This window comes from Microbacterium sp. FW305-3-2-15-F-LB2, from assembly GCF_058787255.1.
Genome location: NZ_JBYSZO010000001.1, coordinates 834717 through 858502, shown reverse-complemented (window position 1 = coordinate 858502; position 23786 = coordinate 834717). Strand labels below are relative to the sequence as shown.

21 protein-coding genes are annotated in these 23786 nt (G+C 70.0%); 13 read left to right on the top strand and 8 right to left on the bottom strand.

Annotated elements, in window-relative coordinates; all coding sequences use genetic code 11:
- Positions 1-58 precede the first annotated feature (58 nt).
- From AC3WLZ_RS04140 to AC3WLZ_RS04120, 5 genes are all read left to right on the top strand, one after another.
- Positions 59-892, top strand: a complete 834-nt coding sequence (locus tag AC3WLZ_RS04140) for a purine-nucleoside phosphorylase (protein WP_412923828.1) — start codon at positions 59-61, stop codon at positions 890-892.
- Positions 889-2571, top strand: a complete 1683-nt coding sequence (locus AC3WLZ_RS04135) for a phospho-sugar mutase (protein ID WP_492469172.1) — start codon at positions 889-891, stop codon at positions 2569-2571. Before AC3WLZ_RS04140 ends, AC3WLZ_RS04135 begins: the two co-directional genes overlap by 4 nt.
- Before the next feature lie 88 nt (positions 2572-2659).
- Entirely contained in the window at positions 2660-3202 is a 543-nt protein-coding gene (locus AC3WLZ_RS04130; RefSeq protein WP_492469171.1) for a hypothetical protein, read from the top strand.
- A gap of 99 nt (positions 3203-3301) precedes the next feature.
- A complete protein-coding gene (locus AC3WLZ_RS04125) occupies positions 3302-4753 on the top strand; it encodes a purine-cytosine permease family protein (RefSeq protein ID WP_492469170.1) in 1452 nt (483 codons plus the stop codon).
- On the top strand, positions 4750-5226 hold the full coding sequence (locus tag AC3WLZ_RS04120; protein WP_492469169.1) for a nucleoside deaminase: 477 nt from the start codon (positions 4750-4752) through the stop codon (positions 5224-5226). Before AC3WLZ_RS04125 ends, AC3WLZ_RS04120 begins: the two co-directional genes overlap by 4 nt.
- A 42-nt stretch (positions 5227-5268) precedes the next feature.
- Here AC3WLZ_RS04120 and AC3WLZ_RS04115 read toward each other — a convergent pair whose 3' ends face one another.
- Positions 5269-7197 carry a BglG family transcription antiterminator gene (locus AC3WLZ_RS04115; protein WP_492469168.1) on the bottom strand — a complete coding sequence of 643 codons (1929 nt, stop codon included), beginning with the start codon at positions 7195-7197 and terminating at the stop codon, positions 5269-5271.
- Positions 7198-7363: 166 nt separating this feature from the next.
- Between AC3WLZ_RS04115 and AC3WLZ_RS04110 the strand changes: the two genes are divergently transcribed.
- The 8 genes from AC3WLZ_RS04110 to AC3WLZ_RS04075 all read left to right on the top strand — a co-directional run bounded on the left by AC3WLZ_RS04110 (position 7364) and on the right by AC3WLZ_RS04075 (position 14982).
- Positions 7364-7690, top strand: a complete 327-nt coding sequence (locus AC3WLZ_RS04110; protein ID WP_412923824.1) for a PTS sugar transporter subunit IIB — start codon at positions 7364-7366, stop codon at positions 7688-7690.
- Positions 7691-7713: 23 nt separating this feature from the next.
- Positions 7714-7989 (top strand): HPr family phosphocarrier protein, encoded by a 276-nt coding sequence (locus tag AC3WLZ_RS04105; RefSeq protein WP_412923823.1) that lies wholly within the window; start codon positions 7714-7716, stop codon positions 7987-7989.
- 16 nt (positions 7990-8005) lie between these two features.
- Positions 8006-9688 carry a phosphoenolpyruvate--protein phosphotransferase gene (gene ptsP / locus AC3WLZ_RS04100; protein WP_492469167.1) on the top strand — a complete coding sequence of 561 codons (1683 nt, stop codon included), beginning with the start codon at positions 8006-8008 and terminating at the stop codon, positions 9686-9688.
- Positions 9689-9744: 56 nt separating this feature from the next.
- Positions 9745-11394 (top strand): PTS mannitol transporter subunit IIBC, encoded by a 1650-nt coding sequence (locus tag AC3WLZ_RS04095; RefSeq protein ID WP_492469166.1) that lies wholly within the window; start codon positions 9745-9747, stop codon positions 11392-11394.
- A gap of 100 nt (positions 11395-11494) precedes the next feature.
- A complete protein-coding gene (locus tag AC3WLZ_RS04090) occupies positions 11495-11935 on the top strand; it encodes a PTS mannitol transporter subunit IIA (RefSeq protein ID WP_492469165.1) in 441 nt (146 codons plus the stop codon).
- The gene (locus AC3WLZ_RS04085; RefSeq protein WP_492469164.1) at positions 11932-13083 is read left to right on the top strand and encodes a mannitol-1-phosphate 5-dehydrogenase; all 1152 of its coding nucleotides are present in this window, start codon (positions 11932-11934) and stop codon (positions 13081-13083) included. Before AC3WLZ_RS04090 ends, AC3WLZ_RS04085 begins: the two co-directional genes overlap by 4 nt.
- A gap of 1 nt (position 13084) precedes the next feature.
- Positions 13085-13864, top strand: a complete 780-nt coding sequence (locus AC3WLZ_RS04080; protein WP_492469163.1) for an alpha/beta hydrolase — start codon at positions 13085-13087, stop codon at positions 13862-13864.
- 275 nt (positions 13865-14139) lie between these two features.
- Positions 14140-14982, top strand: coding sequence for an endonuclease domain-containing protein (locus AC3WLZ_RS04075; protein ID WP_492469161.1), 843 nt, complete (start codon positions 14140-14142; stop codon positions 14980-14982).
- A 403-nt stretch (positions 14983-15385) separates the two neighbouring features.
- On the opposite strand, the gene AC3WLZ_RS04070 is transcribed toward AC3WLZ_RS04075, so the two are convergent.
- The 7 genes from AC3WLZ_RS04070 to AC3WLZ_RS04040 form a co-directional block, all read right to left on the bottom strand.
- Entirely contained in the window at positions 15386-16492 is a 1107-nt protein-coding gene (locus AC3WLZ_RS04070; protein WP_492469160.1) for an adenosine deaminase, read from the bottom strand.
- A gap of 23 nt (positions 16493-16515) precedes the next feature.
- The gene (locus tag AC3WLZ_RS04065; RefSeq protein ID WP_412923815.1) at positions 16516-17805 is read right to left on the bottom strand and encodes a thymidine phosphorylase; all 1290 of its coding nucleotides are present in this window, start codon (positions 17803-17805) and stop codon (positions 16516-16518) included.
- Positions 17802-18203: a cytidine deaminase gene (locus AC3WLZ_RS04060; RefSeq protein WP_412923814.1), complete on the bottom strand. Its 402-nt coding sequence runs from the start codon at positions 18201-18203 to the stop codon at positions 17802-17804. The genes AC3WLZ_RS04065 and AC3WLZ_RS04060 overlap by 4 nt, the downstream gene beginning before the upstream one ends.
- Before the next feature lie 43 nt (positions 18204-18246).
- The gene (locus AC3WLZ_RS04055) at positions 18247-19545 is read right to left on the bottom strand and encodes an ABC transporter permease (protein WP_412923813.1); all 1299 of its coding nucleotides are present in this window, start codon (positions 19543-19545) and stop codon (positions 18247-18249) included.
- Positions 19542-20906, bottom strand: coding sequence for an ABC transporter permease (locus tag AC3WLZ_RS04050; RefSeq protein WP_412923812.1), 1365 nt, complete (start codon positions 20904-20906; stop codon positions 19542-19544). Before AC3WLZ_RS04050 ends, AC3WLZ_RS04055 begins: the two co-directional genes overlap by 4 nt.
- On the bottom strand, positions 20903-22423 hold the full coding sequence (locus tag AC3WLZ_RS04045; RefSeq protein WP_492469159.1) for an ABC transporter ATP-binding protein: 1521 nt from the start codon (positions 22421-22423) through the stop codon (positions 20903-20905). Before AC3WLZ_RS04045 ends, AC3WLZ_RS04050 begins: the two co-directional genes overlap by 4 nt.
- A 148-nt stretch (positions 22424-22571) precedes the next feature.
- Positions 22572-23672: a BMP family lipoprotein gene (locus AC3WLZ_RS04040; RefSeq protein ID WP_412923809.1), complete on the bottom strand. Its 1101-nt coding sequence runs from the start codon at positions 23670-23672 to the stop codon at positions 22572-22574.
- Positions 23673-23786: the final 114 nt, after the last annotated feature.

Here is a 23786-nt window from a genome sequence, read left to right as displayed (position 1 = left end):
GTGCGACGCGCGCCCCGTTCGCCTGGCCTCTGCTGCCGCGGCTTTCTAGAGTGGGTCCATGGCACACAGCACACTTCACCCGCTCGACGACCCGGCGGCCGACCCGTTCGAGATCGCCGCGGCGGCGGCCGCCGACATCGCACGCCTCTCCGGCGTCGAGCGTCATGACATCGCGGTCACCCTCGGCAGCGGTTGGGGTCGCGCGGCAGAGCTCATCGGCGAGGAGACCGCGGCGTTCCCCGCGACCGAGGTCATCGGCTTCAGCAAGCCCGCCCTCGAGGGGCACGTCGGCACGCTCCGCAGCGTCCGCACCCCCGGCGGCAAGAACGTCCTCGTCATCGGCGCCCGCACCCACTATTACGAGGGCCACGGCGTGCGCCGGGTCGTCCACAGCGTCCGCACCGCCGCGGCCACCGGTGCGACGACGATGATCCTCACCAACGGCGCCGGTGGCATCCGCGAGACCTGGAAGCCCGGTCAGCCGGTCCTCATCAGCGACCACATCAACCTCACCGCCGACTCGCCCCTGGAGGGCGCAACCTTCATCGACCTGACCGACCTGTACTCGAAGCGGCTGCGCGACCTCGCGCGGACGATCGACCCCACCCTCGACGAGGGCGTCTACACGCAGTTCCGCGGCCCGCACTACGAGACGCCGGCCGAAGTGCAGATGGCCAAGACCATCGGCGGGCACATCGTGGGCATGTCCACCGCGCTCGAGGCGATCGCGGCGCGGCAGGCGGGTATGGAGATCCTCGGCTTCTCGCTCATCACGAACCTGGCCGCCGGCATCCAGAAGACGCCCCTCAGCCACGCGGAGGTCCTGGAGGCCGGGCGCGAGGCCGAGCCCGTGATCTCCGCACTCCTGGCCCGTGTGATCGGCGCGCTGTGAGCGAGTTCGTCGCGGCGGCCCGCGCGTGGCTCGCCCAGGATCCGGATGCCACGACCCGCGAGGAGCTCACCTCGTTGCTCTCCCGGGTGGACGAAGGGGATGCCGACGCGGCCGCCGATCTGGAGGACCGCTTCGCGACGCGCCTCGCCTTCGGGACGGCCGGTCTCCGCGGCACGCTCGGCGCGGGATCGAACCGTATGAACCGGGTGCTCGTCGCGCAGGCCGCGGCGGGCTTCGCCGCCTACCTGCGGGAGAAGCAGCCCGAGGGGACGCCCACGGTCGTGGTCGGGTACGACGGACGCCGCAACTCCGACGTCTTCGCGCGGGACTCGGTCGAGATCTTCGCCGGCGCGGGGCTCCGGGCGATCCTGCTGCCGCGCATGCTGCCCACGCCGGTGCTCGCGTTCGCGGTGCGGCACCTCGGGGCCGACGCCGGCGTCATGGTCACCGCGAGCCACAACCCGCCCGACGACAACGGCTACAAGGTCTACCTCGGCGGCGCCGACGACGGCGCGCAGATCGTCTCACCCGCCGACGCCGAGATCGCCGCGCACATCCAGCGCGTGGCCGATGCCGGCGACGTCACGATCCTCCCCCGCTCGGTCGGCTACGAGAACGCGCCGGAGTCGCTCGTCGAGGCGTACGTCGCTGCCACGGCTGCCGTGGCACCCGCGCCGGCCGGCGCCGAGGGCCTGCGGTGGGTCTACACCGCGATGCACGGCGTCGGATGGGAGACGGTGTCACGCGTCCTCGCCGAGGCCGGCTACCCCGCGCCGGTGGTCGTCGAGGCGCAGATCCACCCGAACGGGCGCTTCCCGACCGTGGCCTTCCCCAACCCCGAGGAGCCGGGGGCGATGGACCTGGCGTTCGAGACGGCCCGGTCCGTCGACGCCGAGTTCGTCATCGCGAACGACCCGGATGCCGATCGCCTCGCCGTCGCGATCCCCGACGCCGACTCGGCCGGCGGATGGCGCCGGCTGACCGGGAACGAGATCGGGCTCCTGCTGGGATGGCGTGCGGCCCGTGCGTACGCGCACACCGATCACGGCGCCGCGCAGCCGGCATCCCTCGCCTGCTCGCTCGTGTCGTCGCCCGGGCTGCAGGTCGTGGCCGAGCACTACAGTCTCGATTTCCACGCGACGCTCACGGGCTTCAAGTGGATCTCGCGCGCCCCGGGGATCATCTTCGGCTTCGAGGAGGCCCTGGGCTACCTCGTGAACCCCGACACCGTGCGCGACAAGGACGGCATCTCCGCCGCGGTCGCGTTCCTCGGGCTCGCGACCGCAGCTCGCGCCGAGGGCCGCACGGTCGCCGATCTGCTGCTGGAGTTCCGCGACACCTTCGGCGCGTTCGCGAGCGATCAGATCTCGGTGCGCGTCACCGACCTGAGCGAGATCGGCGGGATCATGGCATCCCTCCGCGCCCAGCCGCCCGCCGCGGTCGGCGAGGTCGCGGTGTCGAAGGTCGACGACCTGCTGCAGGGCGTCGACGGGCTGCCCCCGGGTGACGTGCTGCGCATCTGGCTCGAGGACGGCTCGCGCCTCATCGTGCGTCCCAGCGGCACCGAGCCGAAGCTGAAGCTGTATCTCGACGTGCGCGGCTCGTCGGCGAAGAAGGCCCGCCGACGTCTGGAGGCGCTGCGCTCCGGTGCCGAGGAGCTGCTCGCGGCGGTGCGCTGACGCGGGCGGTCGGGGGGCCGGGTGCCGCCCGCCCCCCTGACTCGGTGGTCCGGCTGCCAGCCCCACTCGTATCCGGTACATTCCCGCCATGGGGCGGTCAAACGCGGGGACGACCATCGCGTTCAGCGGTGTGTGCGTGATTTCGATCGCGCTGGGAGTACTCGGCGCCGCGATCGGGATACCGGCGAATTACGGGATGACGACTGCGCAGGCGCTGGCCGTGCTGGACTACAGACCCGTATTCTTCACTACCGTCTGGGCCGTGTGGGCAGTGGCCGTGACATTTGCGGCGCTGTGGCGGGCACGCTGGTTGGCGAGAAACGAACCCGGAGTGCGCCTCACAGCCGTGCGGGGTTCGATCTGGCTGTGGGGAGCGATCGGCGCGCCATGGGCCTATCCCTGGATGGCCTGGGACGTTCAGCTCTTCGACTTCTTCAACGAGAACCCTCCCCTGGGAAGCTCGTCTCCTGCGGGCACGATCGTCATGTGGTGGTGGCTCGGAGCAGGGCTCGCCCTTGTGGTCGCGGTGGTGTGGTCGGCGGCTAGACCTATCGCGAACGCCGCGATCCCCATCGAACGAGCGGTCGATGATGTTCCTCGAACCGCTGACCCACCAGGGTCGAACCGCTAACCCGACGCTTCTAGGGTGAGTCACTGCCTCCGCGCGCAGCGACGCCACCCCTAACGCCGCGAAAACGTACCGGTAACAGTCGCGTCGTACGGTGAGCCCATGAGTGCGACGACACACGCGAGTGAGGCCCGGACGCGGCCCACGAAGATCGAGGCGGGTGGCATCGAAGCCATCCCGGACGAGCACCGACACGGTTCACCGTGGCAGCTGCTGTCGACCTGGTCGGCCCCCAACCTCGAGTTCGCGACCATCTTCGTCGGGTTCATCGGCGTGGCCTTCTTCGGCCTCGGCTTCTGGCAGGCGGTTCTGGCGATCGTCGTCGGCAACGCCCTGGCGGCCGTCGCACAGGGCGTGCTCTCGACCTGGGGCCCGCGGGAGGGACTCGCCCAGCTCGTGCTCAGCCGCACCGCGTTCGGGCTGCGGGGCAACATCCTCCCGGCCGGTCTGAACACGATCATGGCGGGCCTGGGGTGGTTCGCCGTCAACTCGGTGTCCGGCGCGTTCGCCCTGACCACTCTCACGGGACTGCCGGTGTGGCTGAGTCTCGTCGTGATCGTCGTGCTCGAAGTGCTCCTCGCCTTCGTCGGTCACGACCTCGTGCAGGTTTTCGAGAGGTACGCGAGCATCGTGCTCGGCGTGATCTTCCTCCTCGCCACGATCGCCATCTTCGCCAACCCGGAGGTCGGCGCGGGCATCTCGGGCGGCGACTTCTCCTTCGCGGGGTTCCTGCTCACCGCGGCCGCCGCCTTCGGCTACTCGGCGGGATGGACGCCGTACGCCGCGGACTACACCCGTTACCTCCCCCGCACGGTCAGCCTCCCGGCGACCGGCTGGGCGGCAGCCCTCGGCATCTTCGTGTCCTGCACCGTGCTGATGTCGACCGGAGCCGCGTCGGCGCTGATCGTCGCACCCGAGGACGCCTCCCCCACCGACGCCTTCGTGCACGGAATGCCCGGCTGGATCGGCGCGCTCACCCTGGCCGCGATCGCGGTCGGCGCCATCGCCGCCAACGCGCTGAACGTCTACTCAGGCGCCATGTCGTTCCTCGCGGCCGGCGTGCGGATTCCTTTCTCGCTGCGCCGCGCCATCATCGCGCTCGGGTTCGGCGTGCTCGGGTTCGTCATCGCCCTCGTCTCGATCCTCGCGGACGTAACGACGATCTACGAGAACTTCCTCCTGGTCATCGCGTACTGGATTGCCCCCTGGCTCGGAATCGTGCTCGTCGACCGCTTCCTGCGTCGCGGCACCTCCATCGCCGCGCTCGTCAGCGACACGGCCAAGTACCGGAACCCGGCCGGGCCGATCTCGTTCGTGGTGGCGATGGTCGTCTCGATCGTGCTGTTCTCCAACCAGACGCTGTTCCTGGGCCTCGTCGTCCAGGCGACGGGCGGCGCCACGTCGCCCCTCGGTGACCTCACTCCGGCGGCGGGTTTCCTCCTCGCCGGCGTGCTCTACTTCGTCCTCTTCCGCGCGTTCGCGCCGAATGTGGGGGGTCCCCTCACCGACGACGAGATCGTGGACCACGTCGACGCCGCGGAGGACGCCGCGTGAGCGCCGCCCCCGTCGTCGGAGCCGTGTACGCCACCGACGAAGAGAAGCTCGAGGTCGCCCGCTACGAGGCGCTCCAGGGCCGCGCGGAAGGCGGCATCCCGATCGGAGCCGCGCTGTTCGACCAGGAGGACCGCCTCCTGGGCTCGGGCCGCAATCAACGCGTGCAAGGCGACAATCCCGCGCTGCACGGCGAGACGTCGGCCTTCCTGGCTGCGGGGCGCCAGCGCTCCTACCGGCGGACCACGATGGTGACGACGCTCTCCCCCTGCTGGTACTGCTCGGGCCTCGTCCGCCAATTCGGGATCGGGCGCGTCGTGATCGGTGAGAACACCACGTTCTACGGCGGCGAGGACTGGCTGCGCGAGAACGGCGTCGATGTCCACGTGCTGCAGGACCCCGCGCTCATCGAGATGATGGCGACGTTCATCGACGAGAACCCCTCACTCTGGAACGAGGACATCGGCGAGGAGTGACCGGGCGACACCCTCGGCCGCCGGCGGCGAATCGCCGCCGTGTCAGCCGTCGATCACCGCGACCAGCTCGTCGAGGAACGCGGGGAAATCCGTCGCGCGGCGGACGATGCGCTGGACGCTGTCGCGCTCGCTGAACACCTCGACGAACTGCTCGAACACCGTCTGGAACGCCTCGCGGTCGGCCTCCGAGAACGCCACGAGCGCCACGACCTGCACGCGCCCCTCGCCCCAGACGACCGACGGGTCGGCGATGCCGATCGCGATGCGGGTCTGGGTCGCGGTCATCCCCATCGCGTGCGGCACGGCGAGCGCATCGGTGAACGCCGTCGACGAGATCGCCTCGCGCTCGACGGCCCGAGCCACGTAGTCGTCGTCGATCACCCCCTCGGCGACCAGGAGGCCCCCGAGCCGACGGATGACACCGGCCTCGCCCTCGGCCGCGTCCAGGCCCCGCACGAAGGCGTCCGGCGAGAAGTACCGCTCCAGCTCGGCTCGGAGCCGCGCGAGGCGGCGCCCTCGACGCACCCTCGAAGCCGCGGCCTGAACGCGTTCGATGTCGGCGTCGGTGAGGAACGGCTGGATGCGGACGAACCGCTCGCTCGGACGCGGCGGGTCGATGGTGGTCAGCACGAGGTCGGTGTCGATGGAATCCCAGGTCGGATCGATCCGGGTTTCGACACCGACCACCTCGATGGCCTGACCGAGCGAACGGTCGACGCTGGAGCGCAGCAGCTCGTGGAGTTCGTAGTACCCGGGGCACACGATCGTGGCGGTGAGCAGCTGGTCAGAGCGGCGGCTGCGTTCGAGCCGCCCACCGACGTGCATCGCGATGTAGGCGATCTCGTCATCCAGGATCGGGATGCCGAGCGCATCTTGCAGGCCCTTGGCGATGTATACGGCGACCTCGAAGATCATCGGGTACGTCGACTTCAGCGACCGGGTCAGGGGGTTGCGCGACCACGCCTGCTCCCGCGATCGGTGCAGGAGGTTCTGCACGTGCAGCGCCAGGCGCAGCACGAAGTCGTCGTGCGCGATGTCGACGAGGAACTGGGATGCCGCTGCCTCGACGACCGCGCGCACGGCTTCCTCGACCGTGGGGTCCAGGCGCGAGCGGACGTCGTCGGCCGCGGGAGCACCCGGTGCCACGATGCGGGTGAGCACGAGGGTGGCGAGGTGTCGGAGGTCCCCCGCGCCGAGCTGAACACCGATGTGTTTGAGGGTGAGGCGGTCGAGCAGGTCCGCGACCGCGTCCACGGCGTCCGAGCGCTCCCCCGCCGCAGCCCCGAGGCCCCGATCACGCGTCACGCGGTCCGCGGCGATCGCGATGTGCATGACGACGTCGCCGATGCCGATCTCGTTCACGAAGTACCCGAGCGCACCGAGCTCGGTGACGAGCTCGGCCTTGAACGGTCCGAACGCCCGCGCCCCGACGGACCTCTCGCCGAGCGTTCGCCGCAGGGCGTCGAGGTCGAACATCCCGGCATCCATCTCGTCGTGTGCGAGCTTGGACAGGAGCCGCCGCTGGGCGACCTCCGTTCCGCGCAAGCGGGCCGTGGATGCCGAGCGCTCGAGGGTCAGTTCGGTGCCGCCCAGCAGGCCGCGCACGCGCGCGAGATCGGCTTCGAGGGTCGCCGTGCTGACGTGAAGCGAGTCGGCGGTCTCGTAGACGTCGATGCCCTCCGCGGAATCGAGCAGGCTCCGCACGAGCGTGTGGAGGCGGTCGCGCGGTGTGCCGCTGTCGGCGGGCGAACCGGCGCGCAGCGCGACGGCCGCATCCGCCCCGGCGCGGTATCCGAGCGGGCCGGATTCGATCGCCGATCCCCCGGCCACACGGGCATTGACCGCGGTGACGTACGAGCGCACGCTGCGCGGCGTCACGCCCAGCGCATCCGCCAGCGACGCGGCCGTGGACCACTCCGCGTCCCGCAACAACAGGGCCAGCAGGCGGTCTTGGCGAGCTTTCGTCGTCACGATCCGTCCTCCGCGCCGTCCCCGAATGGCAGCGCTCCCTCCATCCAACCACGCGGTTCCCTTCGCGGCGCGGGACCACGGCATCCGCGTTCCGGGGGGTGGGAAACGAACCTGGTTGTCTCCTGTGAACCGCGACGCACAGAATCGAGGGAAAGGAGGCGGGTCGATGAAGATCCTCGTGGTGTGTGGCGCGGGTGCGTCGAGCACATTCGTCGCACAGCGCGTTCAACGCGCAGCCTACGATCGCGGCCTCCCCTACTCCGCTTCGGCGGGGACCGTGCAGTCGTACCCGATCGACCTGCTCGCCACCGACATCGTTCTCGTCGGCCCGCACCTCGGTCCCGAGCTCGAACGGATCCAACAGGATGCCGCGACACGAGGGGTGCGTGTCGCGCTGCTCCCCGAGGACGTCTTCTCCGACCTGACCGGTACCCGCACGCTCGCTCTCGTCGAAGAGGCGATGGGCGCGCGGGAATCCGCGGACACCGTCTGACCCGCCGCCGGAAAGGAACACGCATGCCCCACATCACCCGGACGGTCCGGATCGGCTCGTCGCACGGCCTCCACGCCCGCCCCGCGAAGCTCTTCGCCCAGGCGGCGAAGGAGTCCGGCATCCCGGTGACGCTGGTGAAGGATGCCGGAGCCCCGGTGAACGCCGCGAGCATCCTGGGGATCATCGCCCTCGGCCTCGAGCAGGGCGATTACGTCACGCTCACCGCAGACGGCGACAGCGCCGAGGCGACGTTGGAGCGCCTCGCCGAACTGCTGACCACCGACCACGACGCCGAGTAAAGGAACACACAGGACTATGACGGAACTTCGCGGAGTCGGAATCGGACTGGGCGTCGCCCAGGGCCCCATCGCGCGCATGGCTGAACCCCTGCCCGCCCCGAAGGACACCCCCAGCGAGCGCTCGGTGAACGAGGAGACGGCGCGGGTGCGCGAGGCCGTCGGTGCGGTCGCGCGCGAGCTCGAGGCGCGCGGTGCCCAGGCCGGCGGCGCGGCACGCGAAGTCCTCGAGGCGCAGGCCATGATCGCCGAGGACCCGACCCTCGAAGCCGAGGTCGACTCCCGCCTGGCGGCCGGCAAGACCGGCGAGTTCGCCGTCCACGACGCCTTCGCCTCGTTCCGCGAGCAGCTGGTCGCCCTGGGCGGTTACCTCGGCGAGCGCGCGGCCGACCTCGACGACGTCGCCCAGCGCGTCATCGCGCGCCTCAGCGGCGTCGCGGCTCCCGGCGTGCCCGACCCGGGCCACCCCTTCGTGCTGGTGGCGAAGGACCTCGCCCCCGCCGACACCGCGCTGCTCGACCTCGACAAGGTCCTCGCGCTCGTGACGACCGAGGGCGGCCCCACTTCGCACACCGCGATCCTCGCGCGGGAGAAGTCCATCGTCGCCATCGTCGGCGCCTCCGGCGCGAAAGACCTGGTCGACGGTCAGACGGTGATCGTGGATGCCGCCGCCGGCGTCGTCACGGTCGATCCGAGCGACGAGGATCTCGCGCGCGCCGCGAACCGCGCCGAGGCCCGCGCATCCGCCGCCGCCGCGCCCATCACCGACGGCGCTCTCGCCGACGGCACCAAGGTGCCGCTGCTGGCGAACCTCGGCAAGCCCGGCGGCGCCGCCGAGGCGGTCGCGCTCGGGGCGGAGGGCGTGGGCCTCTTCCGCACGGAGTTCCTGTTCCTCAGCTCTAGCTCGGCCCCCACCGTCGAAGAACAGCGTGCCGCCTACATCGAGCTGCTCAGCGCCTTCCCCGGCAAGAAGGTCGTCGTGCGCGTGCTCGACGCCGGCGCCGACAAGCCGCTGCCGTTCCTCAACGACGCGCACGAGGAGAACCCGGCCCTCGGCCTCCGGGGCCTGCGCGCCCTCCGCGCCAGCGAGGACATCCTGCGCGAGCAGCTCACGGCCCTTGCCGAGGCGGATGCCGAGACCCGCAAGTCCGAAGCGGGCCCGGCCGACCTGTGGGTCATGGCGCCGATGGTCTCGACCGTCGAGGAGACGCGCTACTTCACCGCTCTGGCGAAGGACTACGGTCTGAAGACCACGGGTGTCATGGTCGAGGTTCCCTCCTCGGCACTGCTGGCCGATCGCATCCTGCAGATCGCCGACTTCGCCTCGATCGGGACGAACGACCTGACGCAGTACACCCTCGCCGCCGACCGGCTGCTCGGCTCCGTCGCGTCGTTCCAGGACCCGTGGCATCCGGCCGTGCTCCGCCTGATCCGCGAGGTCGGCGCCGCCGGCCGGGCGAACAACAAGCCCGTCGGGATCTGCGGCGAGGCCGCGGCCGACCCGCTGCTCGCGGTCGTCCTCGTCGGGCTCGGCGCCACCACGTTGTCGATGGCACCCACCGCCCTCGCCGACGTGCGCGCTTCCCTGCTCACCCACACTCTCGACGACGCACGCCGCATCGCCGAGGCAGCCCTGGCCGCCGATGACGCGGCCTCCGCCCGGGAGGCCGCTCAGGCAGCCTCCGCATCCACCGCGGCCTGAGCCGCGGGTCCCCATCCCGCGACCCCGGTCGCATCCCACAACAAGGAGACACAGCAATGACGACGGCGTCTACAGCCAAGAAGCCGGGAGGTGCACGGGTCGCGGTCCAGCGATTCGGCACGTTCCTCTCCGGCATGATCATGCCCAACATCGCGGCCTTCATCGCGTGGGGCTTCATCACCATGCTCTTCATCCCCGCCGGGTTCTTCGGTGCGAACAGCCCGTTCGGCTGGCACTGGGCCCCCGTCGCCGAGATCATCGGCGGCGGCGGCGACGCGGCCGCCATCGGTTGGCCGGGCGCGATGACAGCGCTCACCGAGGGCACCGACGGCACCTACCAGGGCTACGTCGGTCTGGTGAGCGTCATGATCACCTACCTGCTGCCCCTGCTCATCGCCAACACCGGTGGACGCATCGTCTACGGTGCGCGCGGTGGCGTGGTCGCCACGATCGCCGTCATGGGCGTCATCGTCGGCACGAACATCCCGATGTTCCTCGGCGCGATGATCATGGGACCGCTCGCGGCCTGGGTCACCAAGCAGATGGACCGCATCTGGGACGGCAAGATCCGCCCCGGCTTCGAGATGCTGGTGAACAACTTCTCCGCCGGCATCCTCGGCATGATCCTCGCGATCGTCGGCTTCTTCGCCTTCGGTCCCGTGTTCCTCGGTATCAGCGCGGTCCTCGGCGGCATCGTCGGGTGGCTGGTGCAGTTCAACCTGCTCCCGCTGCTGTCGATCATCGTCGAGCCGGCGAAGGTGCTGTTCCTGAACAACGCCATCAACCACGGCGTCTTCACCCCGCTGGGCATCGAACAGGCCGCTGAGTCGGGCAAGTCGATCCTGTTCCTCATCGAGGCCAACCCCGGCCCCGGCCTCGGTCTGCTCCTCGCCTTCACCTTCTTCGGTGTCGGCGCGGCCAAGGCCTCGGCCCCGGGCGCGATCATCATCCAGTTCTTCGGTGGCATCCACGAGATCTACTTCCCGTACGCCCTCGCGAAGCCCATGACGATCCTCGCGCTCATCGCCGGTGGCGCCGCCGGTGTCACGACCAACATGATCTTCGGCGGTGGACTGGTCTTCCCGGCCGCCCCCGGAAGCATCATCGCCGTGACCGCCGCCGCGATCGGTGCGGGACCGGGCAACCTGCTCGTGGTGTACCTCTCGGTGATCGTCGCCGCCGTCGTGACGTTCCTCGTCGCCGGTGTCATCCTGCGTGCGTCGCGCAAGCGCGACCTCGCGGCCGAGGGCGACACCTTCGCCGCCGCGATCGACCAGACCGAGGCGAACAAGGGCAAGGAGTCCTCGGCTCTCGGTGCGCTCCGCAACCGCAGCTCGAGCGACGTGACCGCGTCGGCCGACCGCGATGTCGAGGGCGCCCTGGGCGGCCTCGGGGGTTCCGTCGCCACCAAGCAGGTGAACGCCATCGTGTTCGCGTGCGACGCCGGCATGGGCTCCTCGGCGATGGGTGCCAGCGTTCTGCGCAACAAGATCAAGAAGGCCGGCATCGAAGGGGTCACCGTCACCAATGCGGCGATCGCGAACCTCGACGGCACCGCCGACCTGGTCATCACGCAGAACCAGCTCACCGACCGCGCCAAGGCGCAGAACCCCGAGGCGATCCACGTCTCGGTGGACAACTTCATGAACTCGCCGAAGTACGACGAGGTCGTGGAGATGGTCCGCGCCCAGCACGAAACGAAGTAACACCCACACGGAGGGGCCGGGGCATTCGTTCCGGCCCCTCCGGCTTCCCGTCCGCCCCGCTTCCTGCGAGGCTGGCGGTACGACGAGAAAGGCGAGATCCATGGCAAGCAACGTCCTGCGCATCGAATCCGTTCGTATCCACCCCGGCAGCGCCACCCGCGAGGAGGCGATGAAGGAAGCCGCCGACCTGCTGGAGGCCGCCGGGTCGGTCACCGGCGAGTACTTCGCCGCCATGCAGCAGCGCGAGGAGACGGTGTCCACGTACATGGGCAACGAGCTCGCCATCCCGCACGGCACCAACGAGACCAAGCAGGCGATCCTCTCCTCCGGCCTGTCGGTGGTCCGCTACGACGGCGGCGTCGACTGGGGCGGGGAGCCCGTGACCTTCGTGATCGGCATCGCGGGCAAGGGCGACGAGCACCTCGAGATCCTGTCGCAGATCGCCATCCTCTTCTCCGAGGAGGACGACGTGGCTCGGCTGAAGGCCGCCTCCTCCCCCGAGGAGCTGTTCGAGGCCCTCTCGGGTTCCGTCAACGCATGAAGGCCGTCCACTTCGGCGCCGGCAACATCGGTCGCGGCTTCGTCGGCCTGCTCCTGCACGAGGGCGGCTACGAGCTCGTCTTCTCCGACGTCTCCGGTGCGCTCGTGGCCGCGATCAACGCGGCATCCGAGTACACCGTCCACGAGGTCGGCGAGGGCGGCACCGACAAGACGGTGACCGGCTTCCGTGCCATCGATAGCTCGACGGATGCCGCGGAGCTGATCGACGAGATCGCCACCGCGAACGTCGTGACCACCGCCGTCGGCCCGACGATCCTGAAGTTCGTCGCCCCGCACATCGTGGCGGGCCTGGCCCTCCGCGACCCCTCGCTTCCGCCGCTGCAGATCATGGCGTGCGAGAACGCGATCGGCGCGACCGACCAGCTGCGCGAGCACGTCGTCGACATCGCCGCGGAATCGTGGGATGCGCTGGACTCCCGCGCCGCGTTCGCCAACACCGCGGTCGACCGCATCGTCCCCGCGCAGGCCGTCGGCGGCGTCGACGTCACGGTCGAGCCGTTCTACGAGTGGGCGATCGAGCGTGGTCCGTTCGGTGACAACCCGCCACACATCCCGGGCGCCCACTTCGTCGACGACCTCACGCCCTACATCGAGCGCAAGCTCTTCACGGTGAACACCGGGCACGCCACCACGGCGTACTTCGGGGCGCAGGCCGGCATCGAGCGCATCTCCGACGCTCTCGCCGACCCCGCGATCGCGGCGAAGGTCGAGGCGGCGCTCGAGGAGACCAGCGCGCTGCTCGTGCAGAAGCACGAACTCGACCCCGAGGTGCAGAGCGAGTACCGCCACACGATCCTGCGGCGCTTCCGCAACCCGGCGCTGCCCGACACCGTGTGGCGGGTCGGTCGTCAGCCCCTGCGGAAGCTGTCGCGCCACGAGCGCTTCGTCGGTCCCGCCGCCGAGGCGATCGAGCGGGACTTGTCCGTCGACGCACTCGTCGCGGCGATGGCCGCGGCCCTGGAGTTCCAGGATGCCGAGGACGCGCAGGCCGTGGAACTGCAGCGGCTGCTCGGCGAGCTCGACGCCCGCGGCTTCACGGCAGAGGTGACCGGGCTCGACCCCGAGCACCCGCTGTTCGCACCGGTCGAGGAGATCGTCGCCGCACGACAGGCGGCGTTACGCTCGTGAGGTGACCGACACCAGCCCGTCCGCCGACGGGGCGCCCCGTGCGCCCCGTCGGCGTTTTCGTGTCCTGCGATGGGTCCTCGCGGGGCTGGGCGGGGTCGTGCTGCTGCTCGTCGCCGGCATCCTGATCTACAGCCAGGTCGGGGTGATGGGTGCCGAACCCGATCCGCTCGCCGAGGCCCGTGCGAACCCGGGCCTGACGATCACCGAGGACGGCGCGGGCATCGTGCTCTCCCCCGCTGCCGGCGACACCGGTCGTGGTCTGGTCTTCCTCCCGGGTGCGAAGGTCGATGCGCTGGGCTACGTCGCAACGTTCGCGGACACCGTGGTCGATGACGGCGTGACGGTGGTCATCACCCGCCCGTGGCTGAACCTGGCCTTCTTCGACCCGCGACCGCTGTCGACCTTCACCGACCTCGCCCCCGACGTCCGGGCGTGGGCGGTCGGCGGGCACTCCCTCGGCGGCGTGCGGGCCTGCCAGCTCGCCGGCGACGCCGATGCCCTGGTGCTGTTCGCCTCGTACTGCGCGAACGACCTGTCGGCATCCGGACTGCCCGTCCTCAGCCTTTCGGGTTCAGAAGACGGACTTTCGACCCCGCAGAAGATCGTCGACGCCGCCTCGCAGCTCCCCGCCGACGCGGCCTTCGTCGAGATCCCCGGCGCCTCGCACGCGTCGTTCGGCGCCTACGGACCTCAGCCCGGCGACGGCAGCCCGACCGCCGACCCCGCCAACGTCGATCGGATCATCGCCGAGCAGCTCGACGTCTTCCTGCCCGCCCCCTGACGCCGGGACGCGCCGTGCTGCGGTCGCCCCGCGGCCTCCGCGCCGAACCCCGCGCCGGCCTGGTCGCCCTGGCCTGGTCGCCCCGGCTCGGCCTCCGCGCCGAACTCCTGAGTTCTCCCGCGGTTTCGCCGGTGCGTGGTGTCGCTTAGCCGAACGCGGCGAGAAACTCAGGAGTTCGGCGCGGCGTGGTCACCCCTCCTCCACAGCCCGGGCGGTCATCCACAGATCCCCCTGAGGCCCCGACGTCGCACGTCCGGTGCGGCGAGGGTGGCTCGATGGCATCCCTTCTCCCGCATCACGCGGCACCCGTCGTCTGGTCGACCCGTCGATTGCGGGCTGTGGGGTGGTCGAAGCGTGCCATTGCGCGCGCCGCCGAAGACGGAATGCTCATCCGGGTCCGCCGGGGGCGGTACCTCGCCGCCGACACGGATCCCCGCATCGTCGAGGCCGCTCGCGTCGGCGGACGCCTGGACTGCATCAGTCTGCTCGAGATGTCGGGGGTATTCGTTCTGCACCGTGACGGTCTCCACCTTCAGCAGGATCCGCTCGCCAGCCGTCGTCCTCCTGCCGCCCGCGGCGTGCGCTACCACTGGCGTCCGACGCGAGCGACGCCGACGACTCCCGTCGTCGACATCGTCGAGGCACTGGCTCAAGCCGTCCGATGCCAGACGCCGCGAGCAGCGGTGGCCACCCTCGACAGCGCGTGGCACCTCGGGCTCGTCGATGAATCAGGCATCGCGGAGGTGTTCCAGCGCCTGCCACGGAGGTTTCAGGTGTTACAGCGGCTGCTCGACCCGCGCAGCGAGACGGGGACCGAGACTCTCGTCCGACTCATCCTGAAGAGCCTCGGATGCCATGTCGAACTGCAGGTGCGGATTGCCGGGGTCGGGCGGGTGGACCTCGTCGTGAACGGGTGGCTCATCGTCGAGTGCGACAGCGAGCAGTTCCACGGCACCTGGCACAGCCACAAGAATGACCGTCGACGCGACCTCGCCGCCCTGGAGCGCGGCTTCGCGACCGTGCGACTCCTGGCCGAGGACGTTCTGTACCACCCCGATCGGGTCCGCGCCGCTCTCGAACGGATCGTCGCGCACGGAGCGCCCGGCCCGAACTCCTGAGGTTCAGGCCCGCGGGCGCCGCGCTGCCGGGGCCGGAGCTGCGGAGGAGCGGTTTCTCAGGAGTTCGGCCCGGGCGACACCGCCGTGGGATCGGGACGCCGCCGTCCGGCGGACGACAGTGCCGCGTGCCGAACTCCTGAAAACACTCGCTCGAGCCTCGCGGGACGCCGCACAGAGCGGCATCCGGCCCGGAAACTCAGGAGTTCGGCACGCGCCCTCCCGCGCCGCACGCACCGCCGCCGCGCCCTCCCGCGCCGCACGCACCGCCGCCGCCGCGCCCTCCCGCGCCGCACGCACCGCCGCCGCCGCGCCCTCCCGCGCCGCACGCACCGCCGCCGGAACGCGGTACACGCGCCACACCTCCGGCCGCGCACGAGCGCCCGCGCCCGGCACGGCTGTGGCGTCAGCGCGCGAAGCCCTCGGCGATGATCTCGATGAGCTCCTCGCGCTCCTCGACCGGCAGGAAAGCGCCGGCGGCGGCATTGAGCTGGAACGCCTCGAGGTCGTCGAGGTCGTAGTCGAACGCCTGCGCCAGCAGCCCGAGCTCGCGCGTCAGCGTGGTGCGGCTCATCAGGCGGTTGTCGACGTTCACCGTGACCGAGAAGCCCAGCTGATACAGCAGATCGAACGGGTGGGCGTCGAAGGTGTCGCCCCACGCCGTGATGGCGCCGCTCTGCAGATTGGACGTCGGCGACAGCTCGAGCGTGATCTCGCGGTCGCGCACCCAGCGCGCCATGTCGCCGAACGTGACGAGCACCTCCTCGCCCTCCCGCGAGACGACGTCGAGGTCGTTGGCGATCCGCACACCGTGCCCGAGACGGACGGCCCGACCGTCGATGAGGGCGGAACGAATGGATGCCAGCCCCGCACCCTCGCCCGCGTGCACCGTCGTGGGGAAGAACTGATCGGCGAGATAGTCGAACGCCGCGCGGTGGTTCGAGGCCGGGAAGCCGTCCTCGGGACCGGCGAGGTCGAAGCCGACGACGCCGCGCCCGCGCCACGCGACCGCCAGTTCGGCGATCTCGCGGGAGCGGGACCCCTGCCGCATCGCGGTGAGCAGCTGCCCCACCCGGATGTCCTTGCCGCGTGCGTCCGCGGCATCCTCGCCCTCCTCGATGCCCTCCTGCACGGCGTCGACGACCTCGTCCAGGCTCAGGCCGCGCGTGAGGTGCTGCTCGGGCGCCCACCGCACCTCGCCGTAGACGACGCCGTCGTCGGCGAGGTCTTCGACGAACTCCTTCGCGGCCCGCACGAGTCCTTCACGGGTCTGCAGCACACCGACGGTGAGGGAGAACTTCTCGAGGTAGTCCTCGAGCGAGCCCGACTCGACGTGGTCGGAGAACCAATCTGCGAGGCCCTCGGCATCGTCGGCGGGAACCTCGAGGTCGATGTCGTCGGCGAGCTCGAGCACCGTCTGCGCCCGCATTCCCCCGTCGAGGTGGTCGTGCAGCGACACCTTCGGCAGGTTCTTCAGCTTCTTGCCCTGAATGCGGACGTCGTCGGTTGCCATGGTGCTCCTCGGGTCGGATGCCATCACGCGGTGATGCGCTCGCGCACGAGCGGGGTGCGCGCGGGAGCGGTGTCGCCGATCTCCCACGCACCGTCGACCGCGGCGAGCGCACGATCGAAGCGCGCCTCATCATCGGCCGACAGGGTGAACAGCGGCTGACCGGCCGCGACGGAGTCGCCCACCGTCACGTGGAGATCGATACCCGCGGCGTGCACGACGGCGTCCTCGGCCCGCGCGCGCCCGGCGCCCAGGCGCCACGCTCCGATGCCGAACGGCAGAGCCTCGACGCGGGTGACGACGCCGGCGCGATCGGCCACGACCGTGTGCGTTTCGCGGGGGGTGGGGAGAGCGGCATCCGGATCGCCGTCCTGCGCCCGGATCATGCGCTTCCAGACGTCCATCGCACGGCCGTCGGCGAGGGCGGCCTCGACGTCGGCGTCGGGCTGCCCCGCGAGCGTGAGCATCTCGCGGGCGAGCGCGACCGTGAGCTCGACGACGTCGGCGGGACCGCCTCCGGCGAGCACCTCGACAGACTCGCGCACCTCGTTGGCGTTGCCGATGGCGCGACCGAGCGGGGTGTTCATGTCGGTGAGCAGTGCGGTGGTGTTCACTCCCGAATCGGTGCCCAGGGCGACCATCGTCTCGGCGAGCTCGCGCGCCCGGTCGATGTCCTGCATGAACGCGCCGGAACCGAACTTGACGTCGAGCACGAGCGAGTCGGTGCCCTCCGCGATCTTCTTCGACATGATGCTCGACGCGATCAGCGGGATCGCCTCGACCGTCCCGGTGACATCGCGGAGCGCGTAGAGCTTCTTGTCGGCGGGGGCGAGTCCCGTGCCCGCCGCGCAGATGACGGCACCGACCTCGGCGAGCTGCGCGAGGATCTCGTCGTTGGAGAGCGCGGCGCGCCAGCCCGGGATGGACTCCAGCTTGTCCAGCGTCCCGCCGGTGTGCCCGAGGCCGCGGCCGGACAGCTGCGGTACGGCCACCCCGAACGAGGCGACGAGCGGCGCCAGCGGCAGCGTGATCTTGTCACCCACGCCGCCGGTGGAGTGCTTGTCGACCGTGGGCTTTCCGAGCGACGAGAAGTCCATCCGCTCGCCCGAGGCGATCATGGCATCCGTCAGCACGCGGATCTGATCGCGCCCGAGACCGTTCAGGAGCACCGCCATCGTGAACGCCGACATCTGCGCGTCCATGACGTAGCCGCGCGTATACGCGTCGACCAGCCAGCGGATCTCCCCCTCCGAGATCGCGCGACCGTCGCGCTGGGCCCGGATGATGTCGACGGCGTCGTACTGCTCGGCGCTCACCGGGCGGCCTCCTCGAGGTCGCGGGGACCGAAGGCGTCGGGGAGGACCTCGTCGATCGTCCGGATGCCGCTGACGGTCTCGAGCAGCATGCCCGGGATCGCGTGCTCGAATAGGAGCTGACGGCACCGGCCGCACGGCATGAGCGTGCGCCCCTCACCGTCGACGCAGACGAATGCCACGAGCTGTCCGCCACCGGTCATGTGCAGCTCGGAGACCAGACCGCACTCGGCGCACAGGGTCACCCCGTACGAGGCGTTCTCGACGTTGCAGCCCGCGACGATGCGCCCGTCGGCGACGAGCGCCGCGGCGCCCACCTTGAAACGGGAATAGGGGGCGTAGGCGCGGTGCATCGCCTCGGTGGCGGCGGAACGGAGTTCGTCCCAGTCGATGTCGGTCATCGTGGAGCGGAGGGTCCTCTCGTGAAGGGGAAGGTGGGCCGGATCAGCCCTTGATATACGGTTTGCCGGCGGCCGCGGGGCCGCGGACCTTCCCGACGAGACCGGCGACGGCGAAGATCGTCACGACGTACGGCAGCATGAGCATGAACTCGCTGGGCACCGGCGAGCCTATGACGCCGAGCGTGTTCTGCAGGTTCGAGGCGAAGCCGAACAGCAGCGCCGCGAGGGTCGCGCGGATGGGGTCCCACTGACCGAAGATGACGGCCGCGAGCGCGATGTAGCCGGCGCCGGCGGTCATCTCTTTGTTGAACGCTCCCACCGAGCCGAGCGTGAAGAACGCGCCGCCGAGACCGGCGATCGCACCACCCAGCGAGACGTTCCAGAATCGCGTGCGGGCGATGTTGATGCCCACGGTGTCCGCCGCCTGCGGGTGCTCACCGACGGCGCGCAGACGCAGGCCCCAGCGGGTGTGGAAGAGCCCGACGTACACCGCGACCACCGTGACGTACATCAGGTAGACGATGATCGTCTGGTTGAACAGCATCGGCCCGATGATCGGGATGTCGGCCAGCACAGGGATCGGCAGGCGTGCGAAGCGCGGCGGCGAGTTCAGCGTGTCGGCGTGCGGGGAGAGCAGCTGCGAGAACAGGAAGCTCGTGAGCCCCACGACCAGCACATTGAGCACGACACCGACGATCACCTGGTCGACGAAGTACTTGATCGCGAACGCGGCCAGCACGAACGACACCAGGACGCCCGAGATGCAGGCGGCGAGAAGACCGAGGAACAGGTTGCCCGTGGCGGTGGCCACGACCGCAGAGGTGAATGCCCCCGCGAGCAGCTGACCCTCGATGGCGATGTTGACCACGCCGACACGCTCGCTGAGCACGCCCGCCATGGCGCCGAAGATGAGGGGCACCGACAGGCTGAGTCCGCCCGCGAGCAGACCCGTGAGCGGGATGACCGCCGTCGTCGCGCCGGCGGCCGCCCACGTGAGGAACCCGACCATGAACACGACCGCGAAGATCACGGCCAACCAGATCGGCGGGCGACGGTGCGCGCGCACGATCAGGACGCTCGCGACCGTCACCAGTGCGAGCAGAACGGTGCACACGGCGCCGGTGACCACGCCGCCGAGAACCAGTTCGGGCAGCTGGATGAATTCTCCGGGGCTCGAGATGCGGAAGACGGCGTCGCCGTCCTGCCGCGCGACGACGAACAGCACGGCGGCGAGCACCGTGATCACGCCATAGACGATCGGAGCCTTCCAGCTGACGACCACGGCGGTGTCGAGCGCATCGGCCGCGGGAGCGGCCTGGGGGTGTGCGGCTGTGGTGCTCACCGGGCCGCCTCCTTCTTCTTGGCGGCGCGGACCTTGGGCTGGCGTGCCCCGGGAGCCGGCAGACGGAAGATCGCACGCACCAGAGGGGGTGCGGCGATGAACAGCACGATGAGCGACTGCACGACCAGGACGATGTCGATCGGCACACCGTTCGCCGCCTGCATGGCGAAGCCGCCGGCCTTGAACGCACCGAACAGGATGCCGGCCACGAGCACGCCGACCGGGGTGGAGCGGCCCAGCAACGCCACCGTGATCGCGTCGAACCCGATACCCGCGTCGATGCCGCTGGAGAATCCGGTCGTGACGGTGCCGAGCACCTGGTCGACGCCGGCGAGGCCGATGAGGGCACCGGAGATGAGCATCGCGTAGACGTACATGGACTTGACGTTGATGCCGGCCACGCGCGCCGCGTTCGGGTTCAAGCCGACCGCGCGGAACCGGAAGCCGAGGGACGAACGCTCCAGGATCCACCACACCAGCACAACGGCGACGAGGGAGAGGATGAACCCGAAGTGCAGGTTGTAGCCCGAGCCGAAGAGGTCGGGGAAGACCGCGGTGTCCTTCATCGGCGGCGTCGTGGGGTTGCTCGACCCCGGCGCCTGCAGCAGGCCGGGCGTGCGCAGCATGTAGTACACGAGGTAGTACGCCACGTAGTTGAGCATGATCGTCACGATGACCTCGTGCGCGCCCGTGCGTGCCTTCAGGACGCCCGCGATACCGGCCCAGATCGCGCCCGCGGCGACACCGGCGACGAGGGCAATCAGCATGTGGATGCCCCACGGCAGGTCAAAGGAGAAGGCGACCCACCCGCCCGCGGCCGCGGCGACGAGCATCTGCCCACGGCCGCCGATGTTGAACATGCCGACGCGGAACGCCAGGGCCACACCCAGGCCCGCCGCGATCAAGGGCGTCGCGAAGGTCAGGGTTTCGGTCAACGGCTTGATGCCGGTGGCGAACTCGGGGCGGCGGAAGTTGTAGATCGCCCCCTGGAAGAAGGAGGCGTAGGCCCCGGACACGGACTGCCAGATGGCAGCGAGCGTGTCACCCGGCCGGGCGAAGAAGTACGCCGAGGCGGCCTGCACGTTCTCGTCGGTGGCAGCGATCATGATCGCGCCGACCACCAGGGCGAGGATGACGGCGAGCACCGAGATGATCGCGTTGCCCGTGGCGATCTCGCGCAGCGCGCGACTCCACCGGTTCTCTTCGGGTGCCGGCGGGGGCGTCACGACGCGGGCGCCGGCAGCGGGGTCGACGGCCGCCCCGCCCTCGAGCGCGATGTCAGCGTCGGTCGCGGATGCGACATCGGTCGCGCGCTCGGCACGAGCGGCCGTCGGGTCGTGCGGGCTGTGCGAATCGCTCACGCGGCGACTCCTTCGGTCTGAGGCGCTTCGCCGGCCATCATGAGGCCGAGGACGTCGCGCGAGGTGTCGCCCGGGACGATGCCGACGACGCGGCCCCGGTACATGACCATGATGCGGTCGGCGAGAGCGGTGACCTCGTCGAGCTCGGTGGAGACGACGATCACCGGGACCCCCGTGTCACGGGTCTCGATGACGCGCTTGTGGATGAACTCGATCGAGCCGACGTCGACACCTCGGGTCGGCTGGGCAGCGACGAACAGACGCAGGTCGCGGCTCAACTCACGCGCGAGGACCACCTTCTGCTGGTTGCCGCCGGAGAGACGGCCGACGGGCGTCTCGATCGAGGGCGTGCGCACATCGAACTCGTCGACCTTCTCGCGAGCGAAGTCGGCGAGCGTCGAGAGCTGGAGGGCCCCGCCCTTGACGAACGGTGCACCGTCGGCGCGGTCGAGCATGAGGTTCTCCGCGACCGAGAACTCCCCGACGAGCCCGTCTTCCTTGCGGTCCTCGGGAACGAATCCGACGCCGGCGTCGAGCACCGCCCGGACCTTCTGCCCGTTCAGCTCGGCGCCATCGAGCACGATGGATCCCTCGACGCGTTCCTGGAGTCCCAGCAGCGCCTCGGTGAGCTCGGTCTGGCCGTTGCCCTGGACGCCGGCGATCGCCAAGACCTCACCGCGCCGCACGTCGAAGCTCACGTCATTGACGACGAGCTGACCGATCGCGTCGACCACGGTGAGGTGCGAGACGGACAGGCCCACGTCACCGAGTGTCGGCGCTTCCTTCTGCACCGTGAGCTCGACCGCGCGGCCGACCATCAGCGACGCGAGTTCAGCGTTCGAGGCGCGCGGGTCGGCCTCGCCGACGACCTTGCCGAGGCGGATCACCGTGATGCGGTCGGCGACCTCGCGGACCTCGCGGAGCTTGTGCGTGATGAAGACGATGGAAGTCCCGGATGCCTTGAGCTGACGCATGATCGCCATCAGCTCATCGGTCTCCTGCGGTGTGAGCACGGCGGTCGGCTCATCGAACACGAGCACCTTGGCATCCCGCGACAGCGCTTTGATGATCTCGACGCGCTGCTGCACACCCACGGGCAGGTCGTCGACGAGCGCGTCGGGGTCGACGTCGAAACCGAAGCGGTCGGAGATCTCCTTCACCTTCGCGCGCGCCGCCGCGAGGTCGAGTCGTCCGCCGAACTTCGTGGGTTCGTGTCCGAGCATCACGTTCTCGGCGACGGTGAAGACGGGGATGAGCATGAAGTGCTGGTGCACCATGCCGATGCCGGCGCGCATGGCGTCGCCGGGCCCGGCGAAGTGCTGGACGGCGTTGTCCAGCAGGATCTCTCCCCCGTCGGCCTGGTACAGGCCGTACAGGACGTTCATCAGGGTGGACTTGCCGGCACCGTTCTCACCGAGCAGGCAGTGGATCTCGCCGGCCTCGACGGTGAGGTCGATGTGATCGTTCGCCACCAGGGATCCGAAGGTTTTCGTGATCCCGCGGAGTTCGAGCTTCATGTTCCCGATCCTAAGTTCTGTGGCACCGCATCCGGGGTGCGGGCGGAGGAACCGCCTCGTGAGCGGGTCCGGTCCAGGGGCCGCACGACGACCCCATAAGGGAGGGGAGGCCGGCACGGAGCCGGCCTCCCCCAGGAGAATGGATGCCTCAGCCGGCCAGGTAGGACTCGACCGTGATCTTGCCGGAGACGATGTCGGCCTTGAGGGCGTCGATCTTCGTGGTCAGGTCGGCGGGAACCCGGTCCGACCAGTCGTGGTACGGAGCGATTCCGACGCCGTCGTTCTCGAGCGTGCCGATGAACGGGGTGGTGTCGAACTCGCCGTTACCGGCGGCGACGATGGCGTCCTTCGTACCCACATCGATGCCCTTGAGGATCGAGGTCAGCAGCAGGCTGCCGATCGAGGGGTCGGTTTCGAACACATCGGCGTCGACACCGACGAGCGCGATCTCGCGGCCCGCGTCCTGGATCGCGACGGCGGCCGACTGGTAGATCGGGCCACCGACGGGCAGGAGCACGTCGACGTTCTGGTCGATGATCGCCTGAGCGGTCTGACGGGCGGTGTCGTTGGCCTCGAAGCCACCGGTGAAGGAGCCGTCCTTCGCGGCGCGGTCCCAACCGACCACGCGCACCGAGGTGCCGTTGTCGGTGTTGTACTTCTCGACGCCCTGGGCGAAGCCGTCCATGAAGATCGTGACGGTGGGGATGTTCATGCCGCCGAAGGTGCCGACGACACCGGTCTTGGACACGCCCGCGGCGAGGTAGCCGGCCAGGTACGCGGCCTGCGCGGTGTCGAAGATGATCGGCTTGATGTTGTCGGCATCGGTCTTGCCGTCGAAGTCCTGGTCGACGGTGTCGTCGATCGAGACGTACTGCAGATCGGGGTTCGCCTTCGCGGACTCGAGGGCAGCCGGAGCGAGGAGGAAGCCGACCGTGATGATCGTGTTGCACCCCTGGTCGACGAGGCTCGAGAGGTTGGAGGCGAAGTCGGTCTCGGCCTGCGACTGGACCTCGATCGGCTTCTTCGAGCCGAGCTCGGCGGCGGCGGCGTCGAGGCCCTCCTTGCCGAGCTGGTTGAACGACTTGTCGTCGAACCCGCCCGAGTCCGACACCATGCAGGGCAGGTAGTCGCTGGCACCGGCGGCCGCCGACGAATCGGTGCTCTCGGGCGCGGCACCGCAGCCGGCCAGCAGCACGGCCGTGCCGATCATCGCGAGGCCGCTGACGACGGCCTTCTTCGTGGTCTTCACGAATGGTCCTCCAAGACGGGGGCCCCCAACGGGTTCGGGGGACGATGGAGTCACGTTACCCACTGTGACGAACCGGTTGCGTACCAGGACGTGCCGTCCACGCCAATGGTTACA